Below are 14,195 nucleotides of genomic sequence, written 5' to 3'. Positions count from 1 at the left end.
ACGGCGGTTCGCCTGCCCTGCGGCCCGTGCAGAGACCGAAGCGGCCGCCTCACCGCTCCCTAGCGGCGATTTTTTCCCGCTGCCGGCGCTGCCGGTTGGTGAGCGCGATGCCGATCATCGCCACGGCCATGACGGCAAGGAGGCCGGCCGAATAGGGGCGCTCGACGAAGATCGCCATGTCGCCGCCGGCCGTGCCCAGAGCCTGGCGCAGCCGCGCCTCGAAGATTGGCCCGAGCACGAGGCCGAGCACGATCGGCACGATCGGGATGTTGTGGCGTTTCAGGATGTAGCCGATCAGGCCGAAGACCAGCGCCATCAGCGGATGGACGATGTTGTAGCTCGCCGTGTAGGTGCCGACGAGGGTCAGCGCCAGGATGATGACGCCGATGAATTTCGTATTGACGCGCGACAGCGCCACGATCAGCCGGGTCGCGAACAGCAGGAAAACCAGGATCACGATGTTCATCGCCAGCAGGGAGAGATAGAGGCCGGAGATGAACTCGGGGCGCGTGGCGAACAGTTCCGGCCCCGGGATCACATTGTGCACCATGAAGACCGACAGCATCATCGCGGTCAGCGCCTCGCCGGGAATGCCGAGCGCGAGCAGGGGCACCAGCGCGGCGGCCGGCACGGCGTTGTTGGCGGATTCCGAGGCGATCAGCCCTTCCGGCGCGCCCTTGCCGAACAGGTCCGGCGTCTTCGAGGTCTTTTGCGCCAGCGTGTAGCTGAAGAACTGGGCGAGAAACTCGCCGACGCCCGGCAGGATGCCCATGAAGACGCCGAAGCCGGACGAGGAGAACAGGGTCTTGGGATAGCGGAAGGCTTCGGCAAGGCCCTGGAAGAAGCGGCCGGTCAGCCGCGGCGGCTCGCCGGACTGGTCGTCCTCGGTCAGCAGGACGAAGGCTTGGGACATGGCGAACAGGCCGAGCACCACCGGGATCAGCGGCACGCCGCCCTGGAGCCAGACCTGGCCGAAGGTGAAGCGCTGGGTGTTGAACGCGGTTTCCAGCCCGACGGTCGCAAGGAACAGGCCGAATGCCAGCGTGATCGCCGCCGCCAGCACGCGGCCGCGGTGCGCGACCACGACGAGCACCATCGCCATCAGCGCCGCCATGGCGAATTCCGCCGAACCGAAATTCGAGGCGATGTCCGCGAGCGGCTGCGCCATCGCGATCAGCACGACCACGCTGACGATGCCGCCGACGAAGCTGGAACTGTAGGCGAGCGACAGGGCGCGCCGCGCCTGGCCGGCGAGCGTCATCGGATAGCCGTCGTAGGTCGTCAGCACGTTGACCGGCGTGCCCGGCGTGTTGATCAGGATTGCCGGGATCGCGCCGCCGTACCAGGCGCCGGAATAGATGCCGAGCAGCAGGGTGAGCGCGGTCAGCGGATCCATCGCGTAGGTCGCCGGAAGCAGGACGGCGATGGCGACCGCCGGCCCCAGGCCCGGTATCGCGCCGATGATGACGCCGCTGATAGCCCCGGCGAAGAGCGCGATCAGGACATGCCATTGGCCGAGCTGGCTCAGTCCGGCGAGGATCGCGTCCATGGCCCGCCCGGTCCCGGCTAGAAATACCGCTGGAGAAACACGGCGACGCTCTTGGGCAGCAGGTCGTACAGGTCAGCCGGCGGCACCCAGATCTCGAGGCCGAAACGGAACAGCAGCACCATCGCCAGCGTCGCGCCCAGCGCCGCCAGCAGCCATTTCGGCTGCCGCAGTCCGACGCGCAATCCGAGGCACGCGACGAACAGGAAGGTCGAGAGCCCGTAGCCGATCAGTCCGAGCAGGACGATATAGGCGACGTACCAGGCAAAGAATTCGGCCGACTTGAGCCAAATCCAAACCTCGCCTGCCAGCGCGGGGCCGCTTGTCTTTGCCCGCGCAAATTCCCCGTCTCTCCAAAGCTTTACAATGTAGAGCAGTGAAACCGCAGTAAGCAGGCCGAGGGTCAGCAGCGGCATCAGCCAGGGCTGGGTGAACCAGCCTTCGTCGCCCGGCGAGGTGCCCGTCTGGATTGGCATCAGCGCGAGCCCGCCCGCGCCGAAGACGAAAAAGAACAGGGCCACGACTGCCCGGCCGGGCACGCCTTCCTGCGCGGTGTCTTCGTCAAACGCGGACATGGGCTCGACCGGGGGCTCGATCGGGGCTCGATCGGGAAAGTCGCCGGCGCTCCGGTTTCCCCCTCCCCTTGGGGGAGGGGGTCAGGGGGAGGGGTCCGCGGGCATCCGATTCATTTCCGGAAACGGACGTAAGAGCGCCGGCGGACGACCCCTCCCCCAAGGGGAGGGGGATATGGCTGCATTGCCGCACTCTTGCGACACCGTCCGTGGGAAGACAGTTCCCGCGTCGCATTTTCGCAGAGCAATCCGGCAATAGGGACGGCGAACGGCGCACCGGCCGGCCCCGCCGGTCAGGCGGCTGGGGCCGGTCCGGCGACAGGCGCTACTTCTTCAGATCGCCCATTTCCTTGAGCATGCCGCGGACGATGTCGAAATCGCGGTCGATCTGCTTCTTCGATTCGGCCGGGCCCTTCCAGTAGATGATCGCGCCGGTCGTCTTGGCGACCTTCTTGGCGGCCTCGCTGGTAAGCGCCTTCTTCGCCGAAGCTTCGATCTTGTCCTTGACGTCCTGCGGCGTGCCCTTGGGCACGAACAGGCCGTTCCACAGCAGCGGCAGTTCGCGGCCCTTCACCTGCTCGGCGAGCGTCGGCACGTTCGGCAGGATCGAGATGCGGTTGTCCGCGAACGCGGCCAGGACCTTGATATCCTTGAGGCACGGCAGCACGAGCTGGGCCGTCGTGTTGATGACGTCGGCGTCCTTGGCCTTGAGCGTCGCGCAGGTCAGCTCGTCGAAGGCCGCGTTGGACCCGAAGGAGAAGCCCATCTGCTTGGCGGCCAGGATGGTCGCCCGCGTCGGGATCAGCCCGTAGCCGAAATGGCCCAGCCGCACCTTGTTCTTCTTCGCATGGGCGGCGAGCTCGGCGATGTTGCCGTAGGGCGCATCGCCCCGGGCCGCGAGCAGGAACGGATAGGTCACGAAAATGCCGACCGGGTCGAAGGTGTCGCGCTTCCACGGCGCATTGCCCATCAGGACATGGACCGTCGGAATGCCGATGACGAAGCTGCCGACGGTGTAGCCGTCGGGCTTGGCGCGCGCGACCGTCGAGGCGCCGACCACGCCGCCGCCGCCGGGCCGGTTCACCACCGCGGCCGGGACGCCGTAATCCTTGGTCATCTGCTTGGCGATCAGGCGGGTCAGCACGTCTTCCAGGTCGCCGGGCGGCCAGGGCACGACGAACTGGATCGGACGTTCCGGATAGGCGGCCTGGACCGGCGCCGCGGCGATACCGAGGGCGGCCAGCGCCGTAAGGGTGGCTGCAACAACTCTTTTCATGGGTTTCCTCCCGTTCCGATAAGGCGCGCAACATCGGGCCAAAATCGAGGCGGCGCAAGGAAAAATCCGCGTGGCGCCCGGTGGTGAGCCGCGCCTCAGGGCCTGAAACGCAGGAAGGAGAAGCGCGCCCTGCCGTAGCTGCGGCTGTCCAGCGTTTCGAAGCCGGCCGGCGGCTCGGGAACCGGCGATCTGGCGGCGCTTTCCGCTACGCAGAGCGCGCCGGGCGCCAGCCAGCCCGCCGCGGCCAGGGCCGGCAGGGCGGCGGCGATCGTGTTTCCGGCATAGGGTGGGTCGAGAAAGGCCAGCGTGCAGGGGGCGGCGGCGCGCGGCGGGTCCGTCGCGTCGGCCCGGAGGACCGTTGCGCGGTCGGCGACGCCGAGGGCGGCGATATTGGTGCGGACGCAGGCAATGGCGTCGTCGTCGTTGTCGATGAAGACGGCCTGCGCCGCGCCGCGCGACAGGGCTTCGAAGCCCACGGCGCCGGTGCCGCAGAAGGCGTCGAGCACAAGGGCGCCGGCGACGCTGGACGCTCCGTCGCCGGAAAAGGCGCCATGGACCAGGCGGTTGAACAGGGCCTCGCGCGCCCGGTCGGCGGTCGGGCGGACCGCGCTGCCCGGCGGTGCGGCGAGGCGCCGGCCCTTAAGGTTTCCGCCGACGATGCGCATTGCCTGCCGGCTTCCCTTTCGGCGGCTGCGATGATCGTCGGGCCGGTCCGGACCGGTCGCCGCCGGCGAACCCGGGCCAGTGCAGCAGCTGTTGCCGCAACACCCGTTCCGGGATCCGTTCGACGGCGCCGGCCGCCAGTTTGCCGAGCTGGAACGGCCCGTATGCCGTGCGGATCAGCCGGTTCGCCGTCAGCCCGAGATGGGCGCAGAGCTTGCGGATTTCCCGGTTCTTGCCCTCCCGGATGCTCATGGTGAGCCAGGCGTTGGCGCCCCCGGACCGCTCGGGCTGCCGGTCGAGCCGGGCCTGCACCGGCCCGTAGCGGACGCCGTCGACGGTGACGCCTTCGGCCAGCCGGGCCAGCGCGGCCTCGTCGGGCCGGCCTTTGACCCGGACCCGGTAGCGCCGGGTCCAGCCGGTCGAAGGCAGTTCGAGAAACCGGGCGAGGTCGCCGTCGTTGGTCAGAAGCAGCAGGCCCTCGGTCGTCAGGTCGAGCCGGCCGACGGTGATGACCCGCGGCAGATTCGGCGGCAGCCGGTCGAAGACGGTCGGCCGGCCCTGCGGATCGCGGTTCGTCGTCACCAGGCCGGCCGGCTTGTGGTAGCGCCACAGGGCCGGCGGTTCCTTCTCCTTCAGCGGTTGGCCATCCACGACGATCCGGTGATGCGGCAGCACGGCGAAAGCGGGCGAGTCGAGCACGCGGCCGTCGACCGCGACGCGCCCGGCGGCGATCCAGCGCTCGGCCTCCCGGCGCGAACACAGGCCGGCCCGCGCAATGCGCTTGGCGATGCGCTCGCCCTTGCCGGCGCTTTCGTCATTGTCTCCGGTCATAATCGAGGGCTCTCACAGGCCGGGCTCCGGGGCAAGCCCCGGTTCCCGGCAGGCCGCCTTGCCGAAGCGCGGCCGGGCGGCTACTTCCGGGGCCATGGACGGTATCGCATCCGCACGGCAGGACAAACCCGCGCCGCCGCCTGTCCCCGCCGGGAACGGGGCAGGGCGGTCGTCCCTGGTCGGCGCCGACATGGCCGGGCTGGCAATAACGGTGCAGGCGCTCGGCGAACCGCCGTTCCGGGCGAAGCAGCTCCGGCACTGGATCTATCATCGCGGTGCGCGCAGCTTCGAGGAGATGACCAGCATTTCCAAGGCGGCGCGGGCGAAACTCGCCGAGCGCTACACGCTGGGCCGGCCGGCGCCGGCGGATGCGCAGGTCTCCGCCGACGGCACGCGCAAATGGCTATTGCGTTTCCCGGACGCCGCCGAGGCGGAGATGGTCTTCATCCCGGAGGAGGACCGCGGCACCCTGTGCATCTCGTCCCAGGTCGGCTGCACGCTCAACTGCCGCTTCTGCCACACCGGTACCCAGCCCTGGGTGCGCAACCTGGACGCCGGCGAGATCGTCGGCCAGCTCATGCTGGCGCGCGACGCGCTCGGCGACTGGCCGTCGGGCAAGAGGGACCGGCGGATCACCAACATCGTCCTGATGGGCATGGGCGAGCCGCTCTACAACTACGACAATGTCGCCCGGGCCGTGCGTATCATGATCGACGGCGACGGCATCGCCATCTCGCGCCGCAGGTTGACCCTCTCGACCGCCGGCGTGGTGCCGGTCATGCGGCAATGCGGCGAGGAACTGGGCGTAAACCTTGCCGTCTCGCTCCACGCCGTGACCGACGATATCCGCAGCGAGATCGTGCCGCTCAACCGCCGCTACCCGATCGCCGAGCTGCTCGACGCCTGCCGCACCTACGGCGGCGTCAACAACGCCAGGCGCATCACCTTCGAATATGTCATGCTGAACGGCGTCAACGACAGCGACGCCGACGCGCGCGAACTCGTGCGGCTGCTCAAGGACATCCCGGCCAAGATCAACCTGATCCCGTTCAACCCCTGGCCGGGCGCACCCTATGAATGCTCCAGCGAGCGGCGCATCCGCGCCTTCATGACGATCTGCCTGGACGGCGGCCTGACCTGCATCGTGCGTACGCCCCGCGGCCGGGACATCATGGCCGCCTGCGGCCAGCTCAAGAGCGCGAGCGAGCGGAAGCGGGCAGGGGCGCGGGTGTAGCGTCGACGATGTGACGGCAGGGCTCCTGCGCTATCGCTCATCGCGGCGCTCGATTGTAGCGGTATCGATGGCCCTACCTGCGTTTCGCAGAATGCGCACGCAGGCATTTCCGACCGGCTTTCCGGCGATTTCCGCTCCAGCCCAGCAAAATTGCGGGGGTCGGACATTTCCCTATGGCCTACAATCGAACGACCCTCCACACCAGCAACGTGCGCCGAGAGTTTCTCCGGAAGCGAATATGGAGTCATGAGCAGCAGAACGGCGTTCGACCGCATTCTGGCATCCCTGCACAACGCTGTGCTCGACGATACGCACTGGCCGACATGCTCCGCCCTCATCGACGAGGCCTGCCGGACGAAGGGCAACATACTGACCTTCGCCCGCGGACAGTCCCCTGACGACGTGGAAATATATCTGGCGCCGCTCTATTACCGCGGCGAACGCCATCACACTGTTGAGCGCGCATATTTCGACCACTACTACCCACAGGACGAACGGATACCGCGCCTGATGCGCCTGCCCGACAGCGACGTGGTCCACATCACCAGCCTGTACACCGAAGAGGAGCTGAAGACGTCCGCGGCATTTAACGAGAACCTGCCCATCGGCCAGTTCCAGAACAGCGTCAACGTGCGCATGGACGGCCCGAATGGAACGCGCATCACTTGGTGCACGGCCGATCCCGTCGACGGGGAAGGGTGGTCGTTCACGCAGACGGCGTTCATCCGGGAATTGCTGCCGCATCTTCGCCAATACGTGATTGTCCGGCAGGCGCTTGGCGCTGCCAGGGCGCTGGGCACGTCCCTCACCGAACTGCTGGACAAGAGCAGGTTCGGTATCGTCCATCTCGACGGGCGCGGGCGGATCGTCACCGCGAACGGCCGCGCAAGAGACATCCTTCGAACGGGCGATGCGCTCTTCGACCGGGACGGATTTCTCCGCGCCCGATTTTCCGCCGACAACGCCGGCCTTCAGGCCACCCTCGCGCGCGCACTGCCCGGTTGGGGCGCCCAGGGGGAAAGCGGCTCGCTCGCGATCCGCCGCCCCAACCATCTGCCCGGGTTAACGGTGCACATCAACCCCGTCGGCGACGGCGAGATCGACTTTCGCCCCTGGCGCGTCGCCGCGCTCGTCCTGGTAATCGACCGGGAACCGAAGGGCATCGATCCCGATTTCGTGGGGGCGGTCCTCGGCCTCACCCCGGCGGAAAGCTGCGTGGCGGTGCTCCTGGCCGAGGGCAAGACGGTCCGCGATATCGCCGCCGCGACGGGCCGCTCAGAAAAGACCGTCCGCTGGCACGTGCAGCAGATATTCGAAAAGCGCGGCATCTCCCGGCAGACCGACCTTGTGCGCCAGGTGCTGTCGCTCGACGGCACTTCTGCTTCCGGATCCTGAATTCGACCCGCACGCCGGCGGGAACAGGTCCGGCAAGCGTTTACCACGACCTGAAGTTCAGAGGTGGCGTTCCGGGGCGGAGCGGCACTTCAGGCCGGTCGCAGTAGACCGGTCCTGCCGCACATCGTCCGGACTCCCGCTACTCCTTCAGGACTTTGCGCCCGAAAAAATTCTAACCGATCCCCGCAATGTTGCCGGGGTCACGATGCTGCCGAACGCCTAAGATTCACCCAACGCGCAAAGGTCGACAATTGCACACGGCCAGAGCTTTGCGAGGACGATGTCTTTTCCATCCCATGCGGTAGCAACCAGGGAGCAGGCTCGATGAACTTGGTTCGCATCGCCATTGCCGCAGTTGTTGCGCTGTCTGCTGTCGAAGTTGGTTCGACTGCCGACGCCGCCGATCCTGCTGAAAAACGGATCGATCGGAATTTCAAGCCGGGGAAGAAACGCGGAAAGCGCATTTCGGCCATTCCCGTGTCGGCGCTCCGGATAGCCAAGGGCAACGTGAAAATTCAGATCGACGGCCGAGAACACCGGCTCGAAACCCTGACCGTCACGCCGCCGGGTTCGGGACCGTTTCCGCTCGCCGTCGTTTCCCACGGCACGCCGACGCGCGGTGGCCGGGATGCGCTTCGAAGATTGCGGATCCGGATGTTGCTGCCGATCGCCGAGGACTTTGCCCGGCGCGGCTACAAGGCCGTCGTCTTTGCGCGGCGCGGTTATGCGTCTTCGACCGGACCTTTCGCCGAGAGCTATGGACGATGCAGCGACGCGAGCCAGGCGACTTTCTTCCATGCCGCATTGGAAGGCGCGAAGGACTTCGGCGCGGTCATCGATGCGTTCGCGCGCCGGCCCGATGTCGACGGCTCGACGATCATCGCCGCCGGCCATTCCGGCGGCGGCTTTGCTGCGAGTGCCTTGGCCATCATTCCGCCGCACGGCCTGACCGGCATTGTCAATTTTGCAGGTGGACGCGGGGGAGCGGGCAAGGGCGAAAATTGCAGCGAAACCGGCTTTGTCGGTGCTTTCGGAGAATTCGGCAAAGGCGCGAGGGTGCCGGCGCTCTGGCTGTATTCAACGACAGACCGGCTGTTCGGGCCGGAGCTGGTCGGCCGGGCCTTCGAGGCCTATGCGGGCCGCGGTGCGCCGGTTCGGCTCGACATGGTCGGGCCGCTCTGGTTTACAGGCAACGGCCATATGATAACCGCACTCGGCGCGCGCGAACTGTGGCGGCCGCGGATCGACGATTTCCTCAATGCGATCGGGGTGCCGAACTGGAAACGGGCGCCCGACGGCGCGGCCGTTGAGAGAGTGCCTCCTCCTCCGGGCCTCGGCTCTGGATGCTATAATTGGTGGCATGGCTATCTTGGCTACGGCGGTCATAAGGCATTCGCCACGAGCGACGACGGCTATTGCGGGCCGTCGCGATGGCACGACACTGTCGAAAGGGCGAGAGCGGCCGCGATGCGGCGCTGCGAACGGCGAGGAAGCGGATGCCGCATCGTTTCCGTCGACGGCAAGATAGTGCCCTAGCGGCCGTCCAACGCGCGCGAACTGGTCCGGCTGCTCAAGGACATCCCGGCCAAGATCAACCTGATCCCGTTCAATCCCTGGCCGGGCGCGCCCTATGAATGTTCCAGCCAGAGCCGCATCCGCGCCTTCATGACGATCTGCCTCGACGGCGGCCTGACCTGCATTGTGCGCACCCCGCGCGGCCGGGACATTATGGCCGCCTGCGGCCAGCTCAAGAGCGCCAGCGAGCGGAAACGGGCGGGGGCGCGTTCATAGCGTCGATATCGCGACGACACAGCGCCTTATCCGTCATTTCGACCGAACGAAGTGAGCGGAAAAATCTTTCCGCAACACATTTCGAACCCGGCGCTGTACCGGAAAGATATCTCCGCTTCGCCCCGGATCAAATCCGGGGCTTCGGTCGATATGACGGACTATGGGCGCGGATATGCCGTTCCGGGCCTGCGGGTCTCCCGCCTAAAGCCCCATCTGCCGCACCGCCAGGTCGCGCATGATTTCCTCGGAGCCGCCGCCGATGGCGACGACCTTGACTTCGCGGTACATGCGCTCGACCAGGTTGCCGCGCAGATAGCCGGCGCCGCCGAAGATCTGCATGGCCTCGCTGCACACGAATTCCAGCGCCTTGGTCGAATAGAACTTGGCCTTGGAGATTTCCGCCACCGGCATCCGGTCCTCGTTGACTGACCAGCAGATCCAGTTCAGCAGGGCCTCGACGGCGTCGATCCGGGCCGACATGTCGGCCAGCTTGTGGCGGATGACCTGGTGTTCGATCAGGTGCTTGCCGAAGGTCCGGCGCTGCCGGGCGTAGTCGACGCATTCTTCGAAGCAGGCCTGCATCATGCCGAGAGCCTGGGCGACCAGGCCGACGCGCTCCAGGTTGAAATTCTCCATGATCGCGATGAAGCCGCGGTCTTCCTCGCCCATCAGGTTTTCCGCCGGCACCCGGCATTCGTCGAAATAGAGCGTCGCCTGGTCGGAGCACCACCAGCCCATCTTGCGGTCGAGCGGCGTGCGGCTGAAATTCTCCGTATCGGCCTCGACGAAGAACAGCGATATGCCGGCCAGCCCCGCGCCGCCGGTGCGCGCCGCGACGACAAAATAGTCGCTCGTCATGCCGCCGGTGATGAAGGTCTTGCTGCCCTTGATGACGAAGTGGTTGCCGTCCTTCCACGCCCGGGTCTGCAGGTTGGCGACGTCGGAGCCGCCGCCCGGCTCGGTGATGCAGAGCGACGAGCCCTTGCGCCCGGAGACGATGTCCGGCAGGGCGCGCGCCTTGATCTCCTCCGAGGCGAGGCTATGGATCGGCGCGGTCGAGATGTTGCGCCCGCCGACCGCCGCGCCGACGCCGGTCGCGCCGCATTTCGCCAGCTCGACGGCGCCGTCCTTGCGCATGAAGCAGTCGTCGAAGCCGAGCCCGCCGTATGCTTCGTCGATGCCGAAGCCGAAAAAGCCGAGCGCGCCCAGCTTCTCGTGGATTTCCCACGGGATCGCGCCGGCCTCGTCCCAGTCGTCGACATGGGGCCTGATCTCGGCGGCGACGAATTTCGCGATCGTCTCGCGATACGCGGCGCGCTCCGGGGTGTCGAACGGGTTCTTCATCGGCGGGGTTTCCGGTGGTGGGGCGCCGCCTACTGCCGCGTCCGCCAGCTGTCGGCGTAGTCTTCGCGCACCGCGGCCGAGTAGGGGACCTTGGCGACGCGGACGCGGATTTCGGTCTGCTCGTGCCGCTCGACGGTGGTCTTGGCCGTGCCGCCGTCCTCTTCGCCCCAGACCAGGGTGAGGATTTCGTTTTCCGCGATATCCGGCTCGACGAAGCCGAGGGATAGCTGGGCGCGCTCGTTGTAGGAATAGCCGGCGAACATCGACATGCCGACGATCCGGCCGTCCTTCAACACCTTGTCGGCGCTGGTCGAGGCGTAGTTGGAAATCGGGATGTCGATGGTCTTGAAGTTCGGCCTGCCGGGGTCGAGGTGGGAGGCGTGGACCCGCGCCACGTCCTCCGGGTTCCACTCGAAGGTCACCTTGCGGCGGTGCGGGCCGCCGCGGATCTTCTCCAGCGCCGCCCGGCCGACGAAATCGCGGTCGAACCTGACGTAGAAGCCGTAGCCCAGGTCGTAGGGCGTGCAGTAATAGTCCTCGATATCGTCCGAGACGAAGGAGCCGCCGATCGAGCCCGTCGCCTCGTAGCAGTTCGCCGGCATCCATCGTCGGTACGCCGCCTCGGTCTCGCCGCCGGTGTAGATCGCCGGGAGCGGCGAGGGAATCCAGCCCGATTCAAGCGTGTTCGAGGCATAGGCGCGGCTGCCGACTTGGGTGAGGCCGAGGCCGTCGCCCGCCTCGATCAGCGCGGCCCGGACCTCCTCGCCCTCCTCGTAGGGGCCCCAGAGCTCGAGCCCCGGCGTGCCCGCCATGCCGTGGCGCAGCGCCCTGACCCGCCGCCCCCCGACATTGATTCGGTCCATGTGAAAGAACTTGATATCCGGCACCGGGCCGCCGTTCGCGCGGTTCAGCATTTCCGGCGCATTCGGTCCCTGGACCTGGAAGCGGTAGTGCCGCCGCGTCACCGGCCTGCCCATCGGCCGCGCCGGCGAGCGGTCGTCCCGGCCGATGACGACGTCGTAGCCGCCGGTCTCGGCGTGGAACTGGAGCCAGGTGACGCTCGGCGCCCGGCCGACCAGGTTGAAGCGCATCGCGTCGTCGCGGAAGCCGATCACGTCGCCGACGACATGGCCGCTGCTCGACACCGGCACGACATGCCTGGCCCGGCCGACCGGCCAGTTGGCGACCGCGTTGATGATCGTGTCGCTCAGGAGCCGTTCGGCGTCGGGGCCTTCGATCGACAGTTCGGCCATGTGGTGCGACTGGTCGAACAGCACCGCCGTTTCGCGCCAGGCCCGCTGCTCGTCGCGCCAGTTGGTGAATTCGGGTGCGACGACCGGATAGACATAGGCGCCGATGCGGCTGTTGCGCAGGTGACCGACGATGTTGCCGGCATTGTCGAGCACGTCCTGGAGCGATCTGGCGGTCATGGATAATCCCCGGCTGCGTCCTGTTCGGTTCGATCCATATTGCGCAGCCGGAATCGAACGGACAACCTTGCGCACGCTGCTCTGCGATTTTGTCGCCACCGTTTCGCCGCCGTGAAGACCGCGGATTCTGACGCAATTGCGGCAGTCGCCATTGCTGCGGACGGCACTTGACAAGGAATTTGTCCTTACTAAAGTAAGGATATGGCCAAGGTAACGAGCAAATTGCAGGTAACGGTGCCCAAGTCGCTTGCCGTGCGGTACGGCATCCGGCCGGGAGACGAGATTCGTTTCGAAGAGGCCGGCGAGGTCATCCGCCTCGTTCCCCCGAACGGCCCCGCAGCCGAAAGCCTTGACGTCGAGGCGCGCCTTCGCCTGTTCGATGCGGCGACCGAACGCCAGCGCGCGCGCGAAGCCAAGCGGCGATGGCGTCCGGTCGATTCGCGCGGCTGGACCCGGGAAGAACTATACGACCGTGGCCGCGCGGACACTGATTGACACCAACGTCCTGGTGTATCGCTACGATCCGCGATTTCCGGACAAGCAGCGGATTGCCAAACGGCTGTTGCAAGATGGAATTGCAACGGGAACCACACGTTTACCGCATCAGGCGATCATCGAGTTTGTCGCCGCTGCTACGCGCGGCGGGCCGGGCGGGCGGCTGCTCGAACCGTCCGACGCGCTGCGCGAGGCCGAAGAACTGATCGCGCAGTTCCCGGTCCTCTACCCCAACGCTGCTGTATTGCGCACGGCTCTTCGCGGCATGGCTGCGTATAGGCTCCCTTGGTTCGATGCCCATCTCTGGGCGTATGCCGAGGTTCACGGCATTCCGGAGCTGCTTTCCGAAGATTTTCAGGACGGCCGGATGTATGGCACCGTGACGGTCCGCAACCCCTTTGCCGCGGCGCGTCCGGCCCGATGACGCTGCCGCGCATCGAAGACAGGGACGTCGCGGGCAAGCGCCTGCTGGTGCGGGCCGATCTCAACGTGCCGGTCGAGCAGGAGTGGGTGACGGACGCCACCCGGATCGACCGGTTCGCCGCCGGGATGCGGCCGCTGCTGGCGCGCGGCGCGCGGCTCGTGATCCTGACCCATTACGGCCGGCCGGACCCGGCGGTGCGCGAGCCCGGGCTTTCGGTCGAACGGCTGTGCCCGGCGCTCTCGGAGGCGCTCGGCGTCCCGGTCCGCTTTGCCGCGTCCTGCACCGGCCGGGAAGCGGTGGCGCTTTCGGCGCAACTGGCCGCCGGCGATGCCATGCTGTGCGAAAACCTGCGCTACGACGCCGGCGAGACGGCGAACGATCAGGCCTTCGCCGCGGAACTGGCAAAGCTCGGCGACATCTATGTCAACGATGCCTTTTCCTGCGCCCACCGGGCCCACGCTTCGATCGTGGCGGTCGCGTCGCTGCTGCCCGCGGCGGCCGGGCCGCTGCTCGCGGAGGAATTGCAGGCGCTGAGCGACGCCCTGGAGGCGCCGCGCCGCCCGTCGGTCGCCATCGTCGGCGGCGCCAAGGTCTCGACCAAGATCGCGGTGCTGAAGAACCTCGTCGGCAAGCTCGACGCCGTCATCGTCGGCGGCGGCATGGCGAATACCTTCCTGCTGGCCGACGGCATCCCGGTCGGCCGTTCGCTGTGCGAGCCGGACCATGTCGGGACGGTGCGGGAAATCCGCCGCCTGGCAGCGGAGGCGGACTGCCGGATCGTCCTGCCCGTGGACATCGTAACCGCGCGCGAATTGAGCCGCGGCGCCGTCGCCATCGCCCGCCCGCTCGACGCCTGCCCGGCGGACGAGATGATTCTCGATGCCGGGCCGCGCTCGCGGGCCCTGTTCAACGAGGTTCTGGACGGCGCCGGCACGTTGCTCTGGAACGGGCCGCCCGGCGCGTTCGAATATCCCGCATTCGCGGACACGACGTTTGCGGTCGCGCGGCATGCGGCGGCGCTGACCCGCGCCGGCGCGCTCGCCAGCGTCGCCGGCGGCGGGGATACCGTCGCCGCGCTCAACGCCGCCGGCGCAAAGGACGATTTCACCTATGTCTCGACCGCCGGCGGCGCATTCCTCGAATGGCTCGAAGGCCGGACGCTGCCCGGTATCGCAGCCCTGGAGGCGGCGTAGG

13 protein-coding genes and 1 pseudogene are annotated in these 14,195 nt (G+C 67.3%); 7 read left to right on the top strand and 7 right to left on the bottom strand.

What is annotated here, in order from left to right; all coding sequences use genetic code 11:
- Positions 1-49: 49 nt before the first annotated feature.
- The 5 genes from OXM58_12765 to OXM58_12745 form a co-directional block, all read right to left on the bottom strand.
- Positions 50-1,549, bottom strand: coding sequence for a tripartite tricarboxylate transporter permease (locus OXM58_12765; protein MDE0149234.1), 1,500 nt, complete (start codon positions 1,547-1,549; stop codon positions 50-52).
- A 17-nt stretch (positions 1,550-1,566) separates the two neighbouring features.
- Entirely contained in the window at positions 1,567-2,121 is a 555-nt protein-coding gene (locus OXM58_12760; protein ID MDE0149233.1) for a tripartite tricarboxylate transporter TctB family protein, read from the bottom strand.
- Positions 2,122-2,443: 322 nt separating this feature from the next.
- Positions 2,444-3,394 (bottom strand): tripartite tricarboxylate transporter substrate binding protein, encoded by a 951-nt coding sequence (locus tag OXM58_12755; GenBank protein MDE0149232.1) that lies wholly within the window; start codon positions 3,392-3,394, stop codon positions 2,444-2,446.
- Positions 3,395-3,489: 95 nt separating this feature from the next.
- Entirely contained in the window at positions 3,490-4,059 is a 570-nt protein-coding gene (gene rsmD, locus OXM58_12750) for a 16S rRNA (guanine(966)-N(2))-methyltransferase RsmD (GenBank protein ID MDE0149231.1), read from the bottom strand.
- Entirely contained in the window at positions 4,034-4,888 is an 855-nt protein-coding gene (locus tag OXM58_12745; GenBank protein ID MDE0149230.1) for a pseudouridine synthase, read from the bottom strand. Before OXM58_12745 ends, rsmD begins: the two co-directional genes overlap by 26 nt.
- Before the next feature lie 94 nt (positions 4,889-4,982).
- Between OXM58_12745 and rlmN the strand changes: the two genes are divergently transcribed.
- The 4 genes and pseudogenes from rlmN to OXM58_12725 all read left to right on the top strand — a co-directional run bounded on the left by rlmN (position 4,983) and on the right by OXM58_12725 (position 9,308).
- Positions 4,983-6,122 (top strand): 23S rRNA (adenine(2503)-C(2))-methyltransferase RlmN, encoded by a 1,140-nt coding sequence (rlmN, locus tag OXM58_12740; GenBank protein ID MDE0149229.1) that lies wholly within the window; start codon positions 4,983-4,985, stop codon positions 6,120-6,122.
- 246 nt (positions 6,123-6,368) lie between these two features.
- Complete coding sequence (locus tag OXM58_12735; protein ID MDE0149228.1) at positions 6,369-7,517, top strand: helix-turn-helix transcriptional regulator; 1,149 nt, start codon at positions 6,369-6,371, stop codon at positions 7,515-7,517.
- 63 nt (positions 7,518-7,580) lie between these two features.
- Positions 7,581-9,053 carry a hypothetical protein gene (locus tag OXM58_12730; protein MDE0149227.1) on the top strand — a complete coding sequence of 491 codons (1,473 nt, stop codon included), beginning with the start codon at positions 7,581-7,583 and terminating at the stop codon, positions 9,051-9,053.
- A 6-nt stretch (positions 9,054-9,059) separates the two neighbouring features.
- Positions 9,060-9,308: pseudogene (locus OXM58_12725) on the top strand (23S rRNA (adenine(2503)-C(2))-methyltransferase RlmN).
- A 201-nt stretch (positions 9,309-9,509) separates the two neighbouring features.
- Here the strand turns inward: OXM58_12725 and OXM58_12720 are convergent.
- Complete coding sequence (locus tag OXM58_12720) at positions 9,510-10,652, bottom strand: acyl-CoA dehydrogenase family protein (protein ID MDE0149226.1); 1,143 nt, start codon at positions 10,650-10,652, stop codon at positions 9,510-9,512.
- Positions 10,653-10,681: 29 nt separating this feature from the next.
- Positions 10,682-12,082, bottom strand: a complete 1,401-nt coding sequence (locus tag OXM58_12715; GenBank protein MDE0149225.1) for a hypothetical protein — start codon at positions 12,080-12,082, stop codon at positions 10,682-10,684.
- 201 nt (positions 12,083-12,283) lie between these two features.
- Between OXM58_12715 and OXM58_12710 the strand changes: the two genes are divergently transcribed.
- The 3 genes from OXM58_12710 to OXM58_12700 are packed head-to-tail and all read left to right on the top strand — an operon-like array spanning position 12,284 to position 14,194.
- Positions 12,284-12,577: an AbrB/MazE/SpoVT family DNA-binding domain-containing protein gene (locus OXM58_12710; GenBank protein ID MDE0149224.1), complete on the top strand. Its 294-nt coding sequence runs from the start codon at positions 12,284-12,286 to the stop codon at positions 12,575-12,577.
- Positions 12,555-13,001, top strand: a complete 447-nt coding sequence (locus OXM58_12705) for a PIN domain-containing protein (GenBank protein MDE0149223.1) — start codon at positions 12,555-12,557, stop codon at positions 12,999-13,001. Before OXM58_12710 ends, OXM58_12705 begins: the two co-directional genes overlap by 23 nt.
- Complete coding sequence (locus OXM58_12700) at positions 12,998-14,194, top strand: phosphoglycerate kinase (GenBank protein MDE0149222.1); 1,197 nt, start codon at positions 12,998-13,000, stop codon at positions 14,192-14,194. The genes OXM58_12705 and OXM58_12700 overlap by 4 nt, the downstream gene beginning before the upstream one ends.
- The last annotated feature ends 1 nt before the right edge of the window (position 14,195 follow it).

The organism is Rhodospirillaceae bacterium, from assembly GCA_028819475.1.
Taxonomy (GTDB): domain Bacteria; phylum Pseudomonadota; class Alphaproteobacteria; order Bin65; family Bin65; genus Bin65.
This window is presented reverse-complemented; position numbering and strand designations above follow the sequence as displayed.

Excerpts from the sequence above, each read along its gene's own strand:
- OXM58_12765 (MDE0149234.1), bottom strand. The coding sequence starts at position 1,549 with ATGGACGCGATCCTCGCCGGACTGAGCCAGCTCGGCCAATGGCATGTC.
- OXM58_12760 (MDE0149233.1), bottom strand. The coding sequence starts at position 2,121 with ATGTCCGCGTTTGACGAAGACACCGCGCAGGAAGGCGTGCCCGGCCGG.
- OXM58_12755 (MDE0149232.1), bottom strand. The coding sequence starts at position 3,394 with ATGAAAAGAGTTGTTGCAGCCACCCTTACGGCGCTGGCCGCCCTCGGT.
- rsmD (MDE0149231.1), bottom strand. The coding sequence starts at position 4,059 with ATGCGCATCGTCGGCGGAAACCTTAAGGGCCGGCGCCTCGCCGCACCG.
- OXM58_12745 (MDE0149230.1), bottom strand. The coding sequence starts at position 4,888 with ATGACCGGAGACAATGACGAAAGCGCCGGCAAGGGCGAGCGCATCGCC.
- rlmN (MDE0149229.1), top strand. The coding sequence starts at position 4,983 with ATGGACGGTATCGCATCCGCACGGCAGGACAAACCCGCGCCGCCGCCT.
- OXM58_12735 (MDE0149228.1), top strand. The coding sequence starts at position 6,369 with ATGAGCAGCAGAACGGCGTTCGACCGCATTCTGGCATCCCTGCACAAC.
- OXM58_12720 (MDE0149226.1), bottom strand. The coding sequence starts at position 10,652 with ATGAAGAACCCGTTCGACACCCCGGAGCGCGCCGCGTATCGCGAGACG.
- OXM58_12715 (MDE0149225.1), bottom strand. The coding sequence starts at position 12,082 with ATGACCGCCAGATCGCTCCAGGACGTGCTCGACAATGCCGGCAACATC.
- OXM58_12710 (MDE0149224.1), top strand. The coding sequence starts at position 12,284 with ATGGCCAAGGTAACGAGCAAATTGCAGGTAACGGTGCCCAAGTCGCTT.
- OXM58_12700 (MDE0149222.1), top strand. The coding sequence starts at position 12,998 with ATGACGCTGCCGCGCATCGAAGACAGGGACGTCGCGGGCAAGCGCCTG.